The 15,731-nt window shown below is 60.3% G+C and carries 14 protein-coding genes; 6 read left to right on the forward strand and 8 right to left on the reverse strand.

All coding sequences use genetic code 11. From position 1 onward, the window contains the following. Nucleotides 1–4: 4 nt before the first annotated feature. Nucleotides 5–1,519 (reverse strand): FAD-dependent oxidoreductase, encoded by a 1,515-nt coding sequence (locus PH552_RS19985; protein ID WP_113250282.1) that lies wholly within the window; start codon nt 1,517–1,519, stop codon nt 5–7. Nucleotides 1,520–1,574: 55 nt separating this feature from the next. Between PH552_RS19985 and PH552_RS19990 the strand changes: the two genes are divergently transcribed. Further along, a complete protein-coding gene (locus PH552_RS19990; protein WP_285166256.1) occupies nt 1,575–2,057 on the forward strand; it encodes a MarR family winged helix-turn-helix transcriptional regulator in 483 nt (160 codons plus the stop codon). Between the two features lie 92 nt (nt 2,058–2,149). Here the strand turns inward: PH552_RS19990 and derI are convergent, their stop codons facing one another. The 7 genes from derI to PH552_RS20025 all read right to left on the reverse strand — a co-directional run bounded on the left by derI (nt 2,150) and on the right by PH552_RS20025 (nt 9,472). Next, the gene (derI, locus tag PH552_RS19995; RefSeq protein ID WP_069615612.1) at nt 2,150–2,605 is read right to left on the reverse strand and encodes a D-erythrulose-4-phosphate isomerase; all 456 of its coding nucleotides are present in this window, start codon (nt 2,603–2,605) and stop codon (nt 2,150–2,152) included. A gap of 11 nt (nt 2,606–2,616) precedes the next feature. Further along, nucleotides 2,617–3,387 (reverse strand): triose-phosphate isomerase, encoded by a 771-nt coding sequence (locus PH552_RS20000; RefSeq protein WP_112345089.1) that lies wholly within the window; start codon nt 3,385–3,387, stop codon nt 2,617–2,619. Then, nucleotides 3,384–4,160, reverse strand: coding sequence for a DeoR/GlpR family DNA-binding transcription regulator (locus PH552_RS20005; protein WP_112345090.1), 777 nt, complete (start codon nt 4,158–4,160; stop codon nt 3,384–3,386). Before PH552_RS20005 ends, PH552_RS20000 begins: the two co-directional genes overlap by 4 nt. A gap of 120 nt (nt 4,161–4,280) precedes the next feature. Beyond that, nucleotides 4,281–5,219, reverse strand: a complete 939-nt coding sequence (locus tag PH552_RS20010) for a sugar-binding transcriptional regulator (RefSeq protein WP_112345091.1) — start codon at nt 5,217–5,219, stop codon at nt 4,281–4,283. A 126-nt stretch (nt 5,220–5,345) separates the two neighbouring features. Next, nucleotides 5,346–6,278 (reverse strand): sugar phosphate isomerase/epimerase family protein, encoded by a 933-nt coding sequence (locus tag PH552_RS20015; protein WP_112345092.1) that lies wholly within the window; start codon nt 6,276–6,278, stop codon nt 5,346–5,348. A 27-nt stretch (nt 6,279–6,305) separates the two neighbouring features. Continuing rightward, the gene (locus tag PH552_RS20020) at nt 6,306–7,817 is read right to left on the reverse strand and encodes a glycerol-3-phosphate dehydrogenase (protein ID WP_112345093.1); all 1,512 of its coding nucleotides are present in this window, start codon (nt 7,815–7,817) and stop codon (nt 6,306–6,308) included. Nucleotides 7,818–7,921: 104 nt separating this feature from the next. Beyond that, nucleotides 7,922–9,472, reverse strand: coding sequence for an FGGY-family carbohydrate kinase (locus tag PH552_RS20025; protein WP_112345094.1), 1,551 nt, complete (start codon nt 9,470–9,472; stop codon nt 7,922–7,924). Nucleotides 9,473–10,337: 865 nt separating this feature from the next. On the opposite strand from PH552_RS20025, the gene PH552_RS20030 reads away from it, so the two are divergent. From PH552_RS20030 to PH552_RS20050, 5 genes are all read left to right on the forward strand, one after another. After that, complete coding sequence (locus tag PH552_RS20030; RefSeq protein WP_112345095.1) at nt 10,338–10,994, forward strand: DUF2291 domain-containing protein; 657 nt, start codon at nt 10,338–10,340, stop codon at nt 10,992–10,994. Further along, entirely contained in the window at nt 10,991–12,535 is a 1,545-nt protein-coding gene (locus tag PH552_RS20035) for a sugar ABC transporter ATP-binding protein (protein WP_285166258.1), read from the forward strand. Before PH552_RS20030 ends, PH552_RS20035 begins: the two co-directional genes overlap by 4 nt. A 22-nt stretch (nt 12,536–12,557) precedes the next feature. Next, nucleotides 12,558–13,610, forward strand: coding sequence for an ABC transporter permease (locus PH552_RS20040; RefSeq protein WP_112345097.1), 1,053 nt, complete (start codon nt 12,558–12,560; stop codon nt 13,608–13,610). 101 nt (nt 13,611–13,711) lie between these two features. Continuing rightward, nucleotides 13,712–14,659 (forward strand): D-ribose ABC transporter substrate-binding protein, encoded by a 948-nt coding sequence (locus tag PH552_RS20045; protein WP_112345098.1) that lies wholly within the window; start codon nt 13,712–13,714, stop codon nt 14,657–14,659. A gap of 268 nt (nt 14,660–14,927) precedes the next feature. Continuing rightward, nucleotides 14,928–15,683: a DeoR/GlpR family DNA-binding transcription regulator gene (locus PH552_RS20050; RefSeq protein ID WP_348628032.1), complete on the forward strand. Its 756-nt coding sequence runs from the start codon at nt 14,928–14,930 to the stop codon at nt 15,681–15,683. Nucleotides 15,684–15,731 lie beyond the last annotated feature (48 nt).

Here is a 15,731-nt window from a genome sequence, read left to right on the forward strand (position 1 = left end):
AACGCTAGTCGCAACCGGCGCCGACCAAGCCGAGCCCTACCTGCGCGAGATAGGTCTCCAAGGTCTCCATATCGCCGCTCGCGACAATGGCACCAATGTAGCCATCCGGACGTACCAGTATCCAATCGCCGGCGGCAGGGGCATAGGCGTCACGGAAGTGACCTTCGTCATCGAACATATCACCCTTCGAACCGAATATGTGAATATGCATGCCCCGACGCGGAGGCACGGCCCCTCGCTCTACCTCATAGCCGAGCAACGTCCAGTGCGCCCCTTTCAACAAATCGAACAGCCGAATGCTTTGGCCGGCTGCACCACGGATCGGTGCATCCGGCGCACGGTCGCCGGCAAGGAGACCGCCAATCCGGCTTGGCTGCTCCAGCGCAAGCGAGGATTCGGGATAACCGATATCGAGTTGATGGACCTCGCGGCCACGACGCATGTCGCCACGCTTTAAGGCATCGAGAAGTTTTGTCGCCAGGCCGAGCATTGCTGCGGCGACCGGCCTGCGTTCCTCTTCATAGGTGTCGAGCAGTGTCTCGGGCGCACCGTCGGCGACCGCGGCCAGCTTCCAGCCCAGATTATAGGCATCCTGAATGCTGGTGTTGAGGCCTTGACCACCAGTCGGCGGATGAATGTGAGCGGCATCGCCGGCGAGGAACACGCGACCAACGCGGTAGCGATCGGCCAACCGTGCATTCATGCTGTATGCCGATGCCCAGGACACGGATTGGATATGAATATCATTGCGATTGGTGCGCTCCGCCACCATGGCTGCCAGCCCTTCGACGGAAAGATCGATATCGCCTTCGAGAGGGATCGGGCCTTGAATCTGAAACATCCCAGTCCCGGCGAGCGGACAAAATGCTATCTGCCGCGCCATGTTTCCTTCATTGAAACGATGCCAGGCGTCGCGAGTGAGACCTGTCAGCACGACATCAGCCACGATGGCACGCACACCCAGGGTCTTGCCCGGGAAATCGATGCCAAGCACATGGCGCACGAAGCTGCGGCCACCATCGGCGCCAACGAGCCAGCGCACGCGCAAGATCTCGTCGCCGGCCGTGCCCGCAACATGCGCCGTCACACCATCCGCGTCCTGTCCGAAGCCGACCAGTTCCCGGCCGAATTCGGGTCGATGACCCAGTTCCTCCAGGCGTTCGCGCATCAGGCCTTCGGTCAGAAACTGAGGCACCATCAGCGGAAGATGGTAAGGCTCGGAGGCCGTCGGGGGCTCATGCGTCATCGCGTCGGAGTCGACATAGCTGCCGTCATCGCGATGTCGCCGTTCGGGCGGATACGATCCGCCGATCGCGACGAGCCTGTCGAGGATACCGAGATCTTCGAATATTTCCTGCGTTCGCGGCTGAATGCCCTTGCCGCGCGAGCCGTGGAACGGGCCACCCATCTTCTCGATCAGGCGGAAGGAAATGCCTCTTCGCGCCAGGTCGATCGCCAGCGCCAGACCGGCTGCGCCCGCACCGCAAATCAGCACATCGGCTGCAAATTCCTCTGTCATTTCGCCCTCCATATGTGTAATATGCACATATTAAGAGAGACATGAGCGGGCGTCAATGAAAAAGGTGCAAAATACACGTATTAGCGCTCAACTGCGTGAGCTTCATAGTGCGCTGATCGAAATCGTCGGCGTCATGAACCGGCCTCAGCGTGACGAAGCGATGGTTCGCGAGGCGGGGATATCGCTCGACCGTGCCCTATTCCCGCTGCTTGTTCTGGTGGAGAGGCTCGGCCCCATCGGAGTTGTCGAACTGGCCGACCGCGTGGGACGCGACTACACCACCGTCAGCCGACAGGTTGCCAAGCTGGAGAACCTCGGGCTGGTCGACCGCCAGGAAAGCACACAAGACCGCCGCATTCGCGAGGCCGTCATTACCGGCCAAGGAAAGGCAATGACTGATCGTGTCGACGCGGCGCGTGAGAGAATTGGTCTGGCGATTTTCGCCAATTGGGACGAACGGGATATCGAAGACCTGGTGCGGCTCATGCGCAAATTCGCTGATGACATCAAAGACGACGCACCGGGCGCGCCCAGATAGCCTTCGATAACAGACGTGCGAGGATCGCCTAGATACGGACAAGCCCGGCCGATCGGAAGGATCGCCGGGCTTGTCTGCGTCTTGGGACTGGCTTAACGGGCGTTGTACTTCGCATCGACCTCGTTGATGGCCTTGACGTTGCCGGCCGAGCGGCCGTTTTCGTCGAAGGTCTGCGCCAGGAAAGCGTCGGCGATGGCCTTGGCAAGTTCGGTGCCGATGACGCGAGCGCCCATGGTGATGATCTGGGCGTTATTTGAAAGAGCTGCACGTTCTGCCGAATAGGTGTCGTGGGTCAGCGCCGCACGGATGCCCGGCACCTTGTTGGCCGAGATGCAGACGCCGATGCCGGTGCCGCAGACAAGGATCGCCTTGTCATAGGTGCCGTCGATGACGCCGGAAGCCACGCGGTCAGCGAGATTGGCATAAAATGCATCGGGACCTTCATCAGTGCGCGACACTTCGCTCACCTCGAAACGATCCTTCAGATGGTCGGCAAGAACCTTGGCGAGGCCCTCGCCGGCGCTGTCTCCAGCAATAGCAAGCTTCATGAGATGTCTCCTCAGAGTTTGGCGGCGCACTTGGCGAGGATGTCGAGATAGCCTTCGACGTTCCAGGCTGAGCGGCCGATGAAGAGCCCGTCTACGTTCGGGCAGGATATGAGTTCTTCGCAGTTTTGCGGATTGACCGATCCGCCGTAGAGGCACGGAATTTTGCGGCCGAGCATATCCTGCGCGACCGCGACGATCTCGGCCTGGCGTGCATCGGCATAGGAGGGTTCGGCCGGAATCCCCTTTTCGCCGATCGCCCAGACCGGCTCATAGGCCAGCAGGATTTCAGCCTGCTTCTGGGCGTCGGAGAGCTTCGATAGCGCGCCGATAACCTGCTCGCTCAGGATCTCGGTTGCACGACCGCTTTCGCGATCTTGCAGCGTCTCGCCGATGCAGATGAGCGGGATCAACCCATGACGGACGGCCGCCTCGGTCTTCAATCCGACGGTCTCATTGGTCTCGCCGAAATGCTCGCGACGCTCGGAGTGGCCGAGTTCGACGATGTCGAGATTGCAATCGTTCAACATCAGCGGCGAAATCTCACCCGTCCATGCACCCTGGTCGGCCCAATGCATGTTCTGGGCGCCGACCTTGACGGAGCTGCCCAAAAGGATCGACTTGACCTCACGCACCGCAGTGAACGGCGGAATGATGAAACGCTGGATGCGGGCATCGCGCAAGGTATCGGCAGCGCGCAGGGCCTCGGCGAAAGCACGCGCCTCGGCCAGCGTCTTGTTCATCTTCCAGCTCGTGCCGATCCAATAGCGAGGCTTGTCTGTCATGTCATATCCTGGTTCGAGGCAATGGTGAGGGTGATACCGTCCCGGCGGAATTGCGCGAGAATGGCGTCGTCCGGCGCGTGATCGGTAATCACGGCGTCGAAATCGGTAAGGTCGGCCATCACATGCAGGGCCGTGTGCCCGATGCGCTGATGGCTGACGAGCAGACAGCTCCTGGTCGCCGACGCAATCATCGCCCGCTTCGTGCGCACGACGTTATCGTCCATATGATAGGCGAGCCTGCCGGAAACGGCCGGCGTCGACAGGAAGGCGATATCGGCCCGCAGGCGCGACAGTGCTTCCTCGGTGACGACGCCGAGAAAGGCATTGAACTTGGCGGAATAGACGCCGCCGAGCGCGATCAGGGTAATGCCGCTTTCGTTCTTCATGCGGTCTATGATCGCGGCGTTGTTGGTGATCAGCGTCAGCGGCCGTTTCTGCAGCAGCATCTCGCCAAGAACGGCCGCCATCGAGCCGTCATTGATCATGACGGTCATGCCGGGCTCGACAAGATCGAGTGCTGCGCGCGCCATCGCCAGCTTTTCGTCATGGCCTTGACGCTCGCGGAAGCGAAAATCACTTTCGAACTGTGTCCCGGCATCGATGGTCGCCCCGCCGCGAACCTTGCGCAACACACCGGCCTGCTCGAGATCATCGAGATCGCGATGGATCGTCATCTTCGACACGGTAAAGCGGTCGGCCAGATCGTCGAGATCGACGGTCTTGTGCTCGATGAGCAGATTGATGATCGATTGCTGACGCTCTTCCCGTTTCACTTTACACTCCGGCCACCAGTCCGAAAGGAACTAGAGAAAATATAACATCCAAATCTCACAATTCAACATTTTATTTGTTACGTTGAGATGATTTTATGTTTCCGTGCAGATCGCAATGGCTCAGGCTTTCAGCAGCGCCTTCGCCGTTTTCTCATCGGTAATCAGCCCATAGAGACAGCGGCTCTTGAGGACGGCGCGAATGGCTTCGACCTTGGGCAATCCACCGGACAATGCGACCAGCCGCTCGCCCTTCGTCCGCGGCAAGGAGGCGGACAACGTGCGCGCCGTCAGCGTTGTCTCGAGGATTTTGCCATCGACATCGAAGAAATGACCCAGAATTTCGCCGACGCCGCCGGCCGCGGTGATCTCCCTGATCTCCTTCGGCTCGACCATGCCGGATAAGACCAGTTGTGCGTCTGTATCGACCGTACCGAGACCGACGAGCTTGAGATCGGCGCCGTTTGCGAGATCGAAGACTTCCTTGACGCCGCGCTGGGCGAGCAGCACGTCACGGTCTTCGCGCGTATTGGCGAAGAAAGGCACCGGCATCACATGCGACTGCATGCCGGTCTTTTCGGCGATGCGATGCATCACGTCATAGGGATTGGCCGCATAGTTTCGGGTCAGACCACCGAGCAGCGAGACGAAACGCAGATCCTTGCCACTGACGCGCGACAGGTGATGAACCGCGGAAGAGAGTGTCCGCCCGTGACCGAGGCCGATGACCTTGTTGTTGCCGCTCTCGATTTCGCGCCGCAGAAAGCCGGCTCCTGCCTGGCCGAGCGCGCGAAACTCGAAGCCTTCTTCACCGAGGTCGGGCGCGACCTCGCAATATTGCAGGCCGAAACGTGCCGAAAGCTGCGTTTCAAGCTCGACGCATTCGACGATATCGCCGTCGATCGTCACCTTGACGACGCCCTCGGCGACCGCGCGCGCGATCAGGCGATGCGCTTTCACCGAGGGAACGCCGAGACGTTTTGCCACCTCGGACTGCGTCAGCCCGCCGGCATAGTGCAACCAGGCCGCCCGCACGGCGAGCGAAGCATCCGCATCCGTCATCAACCGTTCCCTTTCATTTCGTCACGCATGGCCCCTCGCCTGCTTTTTATCTGACCATGCCCCCGAATCCACAGTCCTCTCGCAAGGATAAGCTCAGGTGGAATCGAGACTCGGCCATTCCGGCAGCTAGATATGCAAGTCGCCGGCACCGGTGTCGATATGAGGCGCCCAAAAGGCGATGCTTTCGGCAATCTGCGAGATGACCTGGCGATCGTTGGGCTCACGCTCCTTGAACGACAGTTCCAGGCAGATTTCGTTGTCCTTGGCACCACCTTCGGCAAATGCCTTCAACAGCGGTTCCGGCTGGATGCGGCCCTTGGCATTGAATTCCGCAGTGAAGGGGCGATGGCCGCCCTTATCCATCAGGCTCTGCTTGATGTGAATGATCGGAGACACCTTCGGCACGACACGCGCCCAGGCATAGGGATCATAATCGTCGGGATTGGACGAGGTGACATCGCCATGATCGATATCGGCCATCATCCACATCGGAATGGCGAACGGCGCCTTCGTTAGTCTGTCCTGCAGGGAAAGGCAGGCATTGATCGTCTCGCCGAATTCGCGGCCGATGCTCATCGGCTCCCAGAAGATGTAGGAGAGGCCGGCAGCCCGTGCGTGTTCGGCCACCTCGCCCCAACAATCGATCGCGATCTCGATCAATTCCTGGCGGCGGACCGGATCGTCATAATCCTTGTAGGTGAAGATCGCGAACTGCGTACCGACGGAATGACCGCCGAGATCGGCAGTGATATCGGCAAAGGTCTTGAACCAGTCGATATAATAGCGGCGAACATCCTTGTCCGGATGGCCGAAATGATTGAGACGGCCGTAGGGGCCGGTCATGCCCGACGTGACGCGAACGCCGGTGCGCTTCAGTGCCGCCTGCATATCGCGCGTCAGGCGGCGAATGACCGGCGCCTGCCAGCTCGGATTGATGAATTCGTGCGTCAGCTGCAGATCGCGGATGCGCAGGTCACGCGCAACCGTCTCGATCAGGTCGGCCGGCTCGGCAAAGCGATTGACAAGCGGGTTGGTGTTGAGTGAAAGCGTCAAGGGCATGCGTATTCTCCGGCAAGATCTGGTGGTTCAGGCGGCCAGCGCCAGTTCGGCATCGAACCAGGCGGCGAAAGCCGCCTTTTCCTCAGCCGTCATGCGCAGACCTTCCTTGGTGCGTCGCATCAGGACGTCGTCGGGCGCCTGGGCCCATTCGGAAGCGACGAGATAGCGGACTTCGGCCTCATAGAGATTGCCGCCAAAATGCCTGCCGAGGTCCGCCAGCGACGTGGCACTGCCGACGATCTGCCTGCTGCGGGCGCCATAGAGATGGCCGTAGTGATTGACGAGCGCACGTGGCATCCAGGGATAGGCCGCCCGCAGCGTATCGGCGAAGGCGACGTAATCGGCATTCGGGATTTCGCCGCCCGGAAGCGTGGCGCCCCGCGTCCAGTCGCCGCCCATCTTCGGAAAGAATTTTGCAAGCCGCTGCATTGCGTGTTCCGAGAGCTTGCGGAACGTCGTGATCTTGCCGCCGAAGACGCTCAAGAGCGGCGCACCGCCGGTCTCGTCGAGATCGAAGACGTAATCGCGCGTCACGGCCGAAGGGTTGCCTTTGCCATCATCGAACAGCGGGCGGACGCCGGAGAAGCTTTCAAGCACGTCAGACCTGCGCAGCTTCTCCTTGAAGTAGCGATTGACCGCCGTGATCAGGTAATCGATTTCCTTCTCGTCGGCCGTTACTTCTTCCGGCTTGCCGTCATAGGGAATATCCGTCGTGCCGATCAGCGCCTTGTCACCTTCATAGGGGTTGATGAAGATGACGCGCTTGTCGTGGTTCTGGACGAGATAGGCCTGCTGGCCAGCCCAGAATTTCGGGACGATGATGTGGCTGCCCTTGACGAGCCGGACGCTGCGCTGGCTGTTTGAGCCGACGACACGGCCGATAACGTCATTGACCCAGGGGCCGGCGGCATTCACCAGCACACGGGCGCGAACGGTCCGCACTTCGCCGGAACGCTGGTCGCGCGTCTGGACGACCCAGTTGCCCTGATCGCGTCGCGCGCTGACGCAAGCTGTGCGCGTCAGGATCTGTGCGCCCTTGGCGGAGGCATCGAGAGCGTTGAGAACGACGAGCCGGGCATCATCGACCCAACAGTCGGAATATTCGAAACCCTTCGAATATTGGTCGAGGATCGGAGCGCCTTCCGGATCGCGATGAAGATCGAGCGACCGCGTGCCCGGCAGCTTCTTGCGGCCACCGAGATGATCGTAGAGGAACAGGCCGAGGCGAACGAGCCAGGCCGGACGATCCGTCGGGCTGTGCGGCAGCACGAAGCGCATCGGCCAGATGATATGGCTTGCCGAGCTCAACAGCACTTCGCGTTCGATCAACGCTTCGCGCACCAGACGGAATTCGTAATATTCAAGGTAGCGCAGGCCGCCATGCACCAGCTTGCCGGAGCGCGAAGAGGTGCCCTCTGCCAGATCGCCCTTCTCGCACATGACAACCGAAAGACCCCGGCCGGCCGCGTCGCGGGCGATGCCGGCACCATTGATGCCTCCACCGATCACGAAAAGATCAAAGATTTCCGGTTCCATCATGTCATGCTCCTTCGGATACCCTCGTTCGAATGCCCTTGTTCGAATGTTCCGGGCATCATCAAATCAATCTTCCTGGGCGACGCTCTCGCCGGCCGGCAACGAGGCTAGCGCTCGGCCAGCTTGTCCCAGGCAGGCGCAATCGCCTGCCGCACGTCCTTGTAGGCATCGAACAAACGGTCGTAGCGCTCAACGTTTTCCGGATCCGGCGCCTCTGCCGCCCCGAGCAACGGCGTCACCCAATCGGCAATGCAGCTATCCATGTCCTGATAGGCGCCGATGGCGACGGCGGCCATCATCGCGACACCGGCCGCACCCGCCTCTTCCCGGTCCGAAATACGCACCGGCGCCTTGACGGCGGCAGAGAGCGAACCGCGCAGCGCATGCGAACGCGCGGCTCCTCCGGTGATGCGCAGTTCTGAGGGCATGTCGCCCATAGCGGTGTAACAGTCTCGCGTTGCCATACCGAGCCCTTCGACCACGGCCCTCAGCATGTCGGCAAAGCCATGCCGCGTCGAAAGCCCGGTGAAGCCGGCGCGCGCATGCGCATTGACGAAGGGACCGCGCTCGCCCGCCTCGGAAATATAGGGGTGATAGAGAAGGTTCGTCGGACGTGCCTCGGCAAACCAGGCATCGATGCGTGGAATGAGATCCGAATAGGAGACCTTGTTGCCGCCCGCGGACATCAGATCGGCTGCGATCTCCAGGATCCAGTCGATATTGATGGTCGCACCCATATTGGTCTGGACCTGCGTGACGATACCGGGAATCGGCAGGGCGATCACGTAGCCGGTACCCTCGTCGTTGAGCTGAACATCGCGCACGGCCTTGGCGCGCATATGCACGCCCGTCGATCCGATCGTCGAGCAGGCCGCATTCAGGCCGCCGGTGCGAATGCCGGCGCCGAGCGCGGTCATGACCATATCGACATAGCCGAGGCAGACCGGCGTTCCGGCAAGCAGCCCGGCAGCCTTGGCCGCCACCTCCGTCAGGGGATGACTAATCTCTGTTCCATCGAGAATATCGGGCAGAAGAAAACGCCGGCGGGCGAGCCCGAGCGCATCGATGACAACAGGATCATACTGGCGATTGCGGAAATTACCAAAGGTGAAACTCGCCTCAGACGGATCGGTCGCCCGTACGCCGGTGAGGTTCAGATAGAGCCAGTCCTTGCAGTGCAAGGCGGTTTCAGCCCGATCGAGCAGCTCGGGCATGAAACGGTCCATATGGGCGAGCTGCGCACCTTGCTGGCAGGTATTGAGACCCGTGCCGGTCGCCTCGAAACGCGCGCGGTTGCCAGCCATGGCGCTCAGCCGCGTCACCGTCGATGCGGCCCGCGCATCGAGCCATAGCCAGGCATCGCCGACCGGAGCATTGCAGGAACCCACAAGCCATGTTCCGTCACCCTGGCCTGTGACCGCGATCGCGGCCGTTCGGGCGGCAAGATGCTCGACCTTCTCGCCAAGGCCGCGCAACGCACTGACGCAATCCGACCATGTTTGGTCGAGCGACTGCGTGACCGAACCGTCTTCCCCCGTCGCATAGCGATTTCGCACCGACGCGGAAGCGATCTGCTTGCCGGACAATTCGAAGGCAACCGCCTTCAGAACGGAGGTACCTGCATCGATGCCGATGATGATCCCGTCACCCTTAGGCATTGCGCGCCGGCTCCACCATCATGCGCCCCACGATAGGGACTTTGGCGTACATCACGAACATCTTCATTCCTCCCACACGATCACGAGCACAGCTCTGCCAACTCGCGCGCATCGCCGCCACGTCCAAGCCCACGGGAGCAGCGTGAACGGCCATTCTGCACACTCGACACTCCGAGCACCCGCATCCGACGCAATGGCGATCCATCGGACAACGCATATCTTATAACACAAAGATATCACTGCATCAGTAAAATTTTTCTGGTCTTGTAATTTTTTTCATATAAAATGAGCGCTGTCAATTCCACAAGCGCCTACAGCAAGAACCGCGAATGGGAGGAAATTCGCACGCCGGCAATCGACAGGCGACGACAGGGCTTTTACCGAATCATCACGGATGAGGTTCCATTATGATTTTTATAATCACATAGTTAGCAAAATTTCTTTACAGGAATTCGATCTGAGAAATCCCGCGATAAAAGCCTTGAATAGCGCACGCCAAGCGGAAGTTGCGGTTCATCTGAGAAAGAAAACATTGGAGTGCAGGAAGGCGCATGACAGATACAACATGCCAAACCACAGTTGACAGGTCTGGGAATTTATAACATACAAAACGAAGTTATTAACATACTTATATCACAATTGTCGCATACATGCGATGCTTGTGAAGCTGAATTGGGTAACTGGAGGAGACAGCTGCCCGCATGCTGAGGAGGCTCCTGATGTTGAATTTCCATTCCGACAGCGCAAGCCGAACGGAGCACCTACAAGCCCCGAATCCGAGGCGCGGCTTCCGCTAACCGGATCACGGCGCCTTTTTCCCCTCTCCATCAGGCAATCCGGCTGATATGCCGAAGGTCGTTTGAACATGAATACGCAGATTCAATACGCAACCGCCAAACAGGCGGGCTCCAAGTTCAAAATCGCGGCTGGTGTCGCCGCCGTGGCAATCGTGCTCGGCGCCATCGCGGCCGATACCAAAGTCGTCAAGATCGGCTCCGAACATGACGTACGCGAACAAGGTTTCCAGCCAGAGACTTATGGCGCTGCCGAATTCCCGAAGGTGCAGGCGGATGTCGAGAAGCGCGCCGTCGATGCCGTGACGCTCGCCAATGCAGTTCTGGCCGACAAGAAGGCGGCCGGCACAAAATACGGCGTTGCCACCACCACCGGACCCGTTCTTCCCGTTTCTCTGACCGGCACCTTTGGCGAGCGCAAGGCCAATCTCAACGAGTTCAAGGTCGACGGCCTGCCTGACGGTGTCACCATCCGGGTACAAACAGGCCCCGCGATCAATGGCACCGATCTTCGCGATGCCACGGGCAAGATCGAATTCGGGCAATTCACCAACCAGATCGAATATCAGGACGCCGGTTCCGCCATCAACAACGAGATGAAGAAGGCGACCCTCGGCAGCCTGGACCCCGAAAAGCTCACGGGTAAGACGGCAACTGTCATCGGCGTTTTCAAGCTCATCAATCCGAAGAACTGGCTCGTCACCCCGGTAAAGGTCGACGTGAAATGAGCCAGGTCCAGCACAATGGCGCAACCACCGGCGAAGTCGTTCTCGCCGCCCGCAACGTCGCGAAATCCTATGGCAGCGTCCATGCGCTGAAGGGCGTCAATTTCGACATTCGCCGCGGCGAAGTGACCACGCTCTTCGGCGAGAACGGCGCCGGCAAATCGACGCTGATGAAGATCCTGTCCGGCGTCATCCAGCCGACCTCGGGAGATATCATCCTCGATGGCCACCCGATCAGCTTTGCGTCATCGACGCATGCGCGCGCCTGCGGCATTTCCATCATCCACCAGGAATTGAGCCTGGCACCCAATCTCAGTGTCCGCGACAACATCTTCATGGGTCGTGAGATCATGAAGAACGGCGTGGTCGATTTTGCCGAGGAAGAGCGCCAGACCCGGGCGCTCATGGAGGAGCTGGAAGAAAACATCGATCCGATGACACCGGTCGAGGATCTTCGCCTCGGCCAGCAGCAGATCGTCGAGATCGCGCGGGCGCTATCGGTCAATTCCCGCATCCTGATCATGGACGAGCCCACCTCGGCATTGAGCGCCAGCGAAGTCGAAGTCCTCTTCAAGGTCATTCGCGACCTGACGAACCGTGGCGTCTCGATCGTCTATATCTCGCATCACCTGGAAGAGGCGCTGCAGATCACACACCATGCCGTCGTGCTGCGCGACGGTAATATGACGGCCTATGCCGAGCGCAAGGACATCGATCTCGAATGGATCGTGCGCAACATGGTCGGCGACAACTTCGACCTCGGCAGCCCGCCGACCGGCCACAAAATAGGCGATGTGGCGCTGACGATCGACAATCTCACCGTGCCAGGCCCTTCGGGTGCTGCCTACAACGCCGTCGACCGCATGTCGCTTGCAGTCCGCGCAGGCGAGATCGTCTGCATCTACGGGCTGATGGGCGCCGGGCGCACCGAACTGCTGGAATGCGTGGCGGGACGCCTGCGATCGAGCGGCGGTCGTGTGCTGCTCGGCAATACCGACGTCGGCGGTCTCAGCATCGCCGGCCGCATCGCGCAAGGCCTGGTGCTGGTGCCGGAAGACCGGCAGCGCGACGGCCTCGTGCAGACGATGACCGTCGGCTCGAACCTGTCGCTTGCCAGCATCGGCGCTTTCACCAAGGGTCTTTTCACCTCGGGCGGCCGCGAGCGGTCGCTGGTGAACGACTCCATCCGCAAGGTGCACATCAAGACCGATGGCGGCGAGGCCGCAATCGGTTCTCTGTCCGGCGGCAACCAGCAGAAGGTCGTCATCGGCAAGATGCTGGCGACCAAGCCGAGAGTGATCCTGCTCGACGAGCCGAGCCGCGGCATCGACATCGGCGCGAAGGCCGAAGTCTTCAAGCTGCTTGCCGAGCGCGCCAAGGAAGGTCTCGCAGTGATCTATTCGACGTCGGAAGTCGCCGAATGCCTGAGCATCGCCCACCGCATCATCGTGATGCACCGCGGCAAGATTTCCGCCGAATTCGGACCCGACGTCACCAAAGAGAAGATCATGGCCGCCTCCGGCGAAGCAGTGGTCGCGCACTAGCCGCATTCATGGAGCACTGATTATGTCAGTCACGAACATCACAGAAAAGAAACCAATTTCGAACGGACAGCGGCGGAATTTCAGTCTCGTGCGGCTGATCCTGGAAGGGCGCGCCTTCTTCGCGCTGATCGTCATCATCGCGGTCTTCTCCTTCCTGTCGCCCTATTACTTCTCGCTCAGCAATTTCCTGACGATGGCCTCACATGTCGCGATCTTCGGCATCCTCGCCATCGGCATGCTGCTCGTCATCCTCAACGGCGGCATCGACCTTTCGGTCGGCTCGACCCTTGGTCTTGCCGGCTGTATCGCCGGTTTCCTGATGCAAGGTGTCACGCTGTCTAGTTTCGGCGTCATTCTCTATCCCCCGGTTTGGGCCGTCGTCGTGCTGACCTGCGCGCTAGGCGCGGTGGTCGGCGCCGTCAACGGCGTGCTCATTGCTTACCTGCGCGTCCCGGCCTTCGTCGCGTCGCTCGGCGTGCTCTATGTCGCCCGCGGCATCGCACTGCTGATGACCAACGGCCTCACCTACAACAATCTCGGCGGCCGTCCCGAACTCGGCAATACCGGCTTCGACTGGCTTGGCTTCAACCGCCTCGCCGGCATCCCGATCGGCGTCATCGTGCTTGCCGTGCTTGCGATCATCTGCGGTCTCGTTCTCAGCCGCACCGCCTTCGGCCGCTGGCTCTACGCTTCCGGCGGCAATGAGCGCGCCGCCGATCTTTCCGGCGTTCCGGTCAAGCGTGTCAAGATCATCGTCTATGTCCTGTCGGGCGTCTGCGCGGCCATCGCCGGCCTTGTCCTGTCCTCGCAGCTGACGTCCGCCGGCCCAACCGCCGGCACCACCTACGAACTGACGGCGATCGCCGCCGTCGTCATCGGCGGTGCCGCCTTGACGGGCGGCCGTGGCACGGTGCGCGGCACCATGCTCGGCGCCTTCGTCATCGGCTTCCTGTCCGATGGCCTCGTCATCATCGGCGTGTCGGCCTATTGGCAGACAGTCTTTACCGGCGCGGTCATCGTGCTCGCCGTGCTCATGAACAGCATCCAGTACGGACGCCGGACCAAGTCCGGCTGACGCCCGCACGAACTTATCACCGATCGGTGAAGAGTGCCGATCGGGGAGAGAACCGCCGGTTCGCCGGCATCACCAGAGCTCATCAAAAGGGAGAGAGACTAATGTTCAAAAAAGCTTTGCGTACCGTCATGGCAGCAGTTGCCGTGGCACCGCTTCTGACGGGAGCAGCATGGGCTGCCGGCCAGATGACGGTCATCGTCAACGATCCATCCAATCCCTACTGGCTGACGGAAGGCAATGTCGCCAAGGCGACCGCCGAAAAGCTCGGCTATACGGCAACGGTTAGCGCTCACAAGGGCGATACCAACACCGAGAGCAACCTGATCGATACGGCAATCACCAACAAGTCGGTTGCCATCATTCTCGATCCCGCCAATGCCGACGGCTCCGTCGGCGCGGTCAAGAAGGCCGTTGCGGCCGGCATCCCGGTTTTCCTGGTCAACGCTGAAATCAACCAGGAAGGCCTCGCCAAGGCTCAGCTCGTCTCCAACAATGCCCAGGGTGCCGCTATCGGCGCTCAGCAGTGGGTCGAAGCCGTTGGCGACAAGGGCAATTACGCCGAACTCTTCGGCGCTCCTTCGGACAACAACGCCGCAACCCGCTCGAACGGCTACGAAACCGTTCTGACCCAGTATCCCGACCTGAAGAAGGTTGCCAAGGAAGTTGCCAACTGGGACCGCACCCAGGGCCACAACAAGATGCAGTCGATCCTGCAGGCGCATCCGGACATCACCGGCGTAATCTCCGGCAATGACGAAATGGCACTCGGCGCGATTGCCGCACTCAAGGAAGCCGGCAAGCTCGCCAACGTCAAGGTCGGCGGCTTCGACGGCTCGCCTGATGCTGTTGCCGCCATCAAGGCCGGTGAATTGCAGTACACCGTCCTGCAGCCGGTCGCCACTTTCTCGGCAGAAGCCGTCAAGCAGGCCGATAGCTTCATCAAGACCGGCAAGACCGGTGCCACCAGCGAAAAGCAACTCTTCGACTGCATCCTGATCACCAAGGACAATGTCGACAAGTACACGGCACCCTTCGTTCTGTCCGAATAATGCGATCGGGGGCGCTGGAAGCCGGCGCTCCCACCCTTTGACCGCCATCGGCGACACTCTGCCAGAACATCAGGCAGGACTTGCAGAATTGCCAGCAGCGAATTGCTTTTTATGCCTTTTCCCATAGCATGGCATTCGCTGCGGCAAGGAACATCCGCAAGGCTCAGCGCTAGAGGCCGACGTGACAGATAAGACAAGCCCCGTATCATTCCTGCAAGATGAACTGCCGAGCGACAGCCGGCATTCCCGTCAGATCGCCCGGCGCCAGATGATCGCCGAAGCCGTGATGGCGGAAGGCTCCATGCGGATCGAGGATCTGACCGAGCGCTTCGGCATCAGCCTGATGACGGCGCATCGCGATGTCGACGAGCTGGTCAGCCGGGGCCTTTTTCGAAAGACGCGCGGCATCGTTTCCGCCGCTGCCACCAGCCTCATCGAATCCAGCGACGTCTACCGCGCCAATCGGCAGGCCAGCGAAAAAAAGATGATCGCGGCTGCCGCAATGCAATTCATCGAGCCCGGTCAGGCGGTCTTTCTCGACGATTCCACCACTGTCCTGCAGATGGCTTCGTTGCTGCCCACCAAGGTGCCGCTGACGGCGATCACCAATTCGCTGACACTGATGAACGCCCTGAAGGACATGCATGACGTGACGCTTCTGGCGCTCGGGGGGCAATATTATAATTGGTGCAACGCCTTCATGGGCCGCATGACGATCAACGAGATCAATCGTTTGCGAGCCGATGTCACCTTCATCTCGATGTCAGCCATCATCGACGATGTCGTTTTCCATCAGTCACCCGAGATCGTCGATATCAAGCGCGCAATGTTCGACAGCGCCGCCAAGCGCATCTTGCTAATGGATCATACGAAATTCGAACGGCGGGCGCTGCATAGTTTCGCACATCTGAGTGAATTCGATGTCGTCATCGTCGACGAGAAGACACCCGCCCCGCACCTGGAGCGCATGCGCAACAAGAACATCAATGTGGTCGTCGCCAAAGGCGACGAGAAGCGATCCTGACGATCCGGCCCATGCCGCCGGCCCAGGGATCGTTCACGATCAGGAGTA

The organism is Rhizobium aureum (assembly GCF_030182495.1).
GTDB classification, from domain to species: Bacteria; Pseudomonadota; Alphaproteobacteria; order Rhizobiales; family Rhizobiaceae; genus Rhizobium; species Rhizobium tropici_C.

What these genes read in the sequence shown, in the direction of transcription:
- PH552_RS19985 (WP_113250282.1), bottom strand. Translation starts at nt 1,519, where the DNA reads ATGACAGAGGAATTTGCAGCCGATGTGCTGATTTGCGGTGCGGGCGCA.
- PH552_RS19990 (WP_285166256.1), top strand. Translation starts at nt 1,575, where the DNA reads ATGAAAAAGGTGCAAAATACACGTATTAGCGCTCAACTGCGTGAGCTT.
- derI (WP_069615612.1), bottom strand. Translation starts at nt 2,605, where the DNA reads ATGAAGCTTGCTATTGCTGGAGACAGCGCCGGCGAGGGCCTCGCCAAG.
- PH552_RS20000 (WP_112345089.1), bottom strand. Translation starts at nt 3,387, where the DNA reads ATGACAGACAAGCCTCGCTATTGGATCGGCACGAGCTGGAAGATGAAC.
- PH552_RS20010 (WP_112345091.1), bottom strand. Translation starts at nt 5,219, where the DNA reads ATGACGGATGCGGATGCTTCGCTCGCCGTGCGGGCGGCCTGGTTGCAC.
- PH552_RS20015 (WP_112345092.1), bottom strand. Translation starts at nt 6,278, where the DNA reads ATGCCCTTGACGCTTTCACTCAACACCAACCCGCTTGTCAATCGCTTT.
- PH552_RS20020 (WP_112345093.1), bottom strand. Translation starts at nt 7,817, where the DNA reads ATGATGGAACCGGAAATCTTTGATCTTTTCGTGATCGGTGGAGGCATC.
- PH552_RS20025 (WP_112345094.1), bottom strand. Translation starts at nt 9,472, where the DNA reads ATGCCTAAGGGTGACGGGATCATCATCGGCATCGATGCAGGTACCTCC.
- PH552_RS20030 (WP_112345095.1), top strand. Translation starts at nt 10,338, where the DNA reads ATGAATACGCAGATTCAATACGCAACCGCCAAACAGGCGGGCTCCAAG.
- PH552_RS20035 (WP_285166258.1), top strand. Translation starts at nt 10,991, where the DNA reads ATGAGCCAGGTCCAGCACAATGGCGCAACCACCGGCGAAGTCGTTCTC.
- PH552_RS20040 (WP_112345097.1), top strand. Translation starts at nt 12,558, where the DNA reads ATGTCAGTCACGAACATCACAGAAAAGAAACCAATTTCGAACGGACAG.
- PH552_RS20045 (WP_112345098.1), top strand. Translation starts at nt 13,712, where the DNA reads ATGTTCAAAAAAGCTTTGCGTACCGTCATGGCAGCAGTTGCCGTGGCA.
- PH552_RS20050 (WP_348628032.1), top strand. Translation starts at nt 14,928, where the DNA reads ATGATCGCCGAAGCCGTGATGGCGGAAGGCTCCATGCGGATCGAGGAT.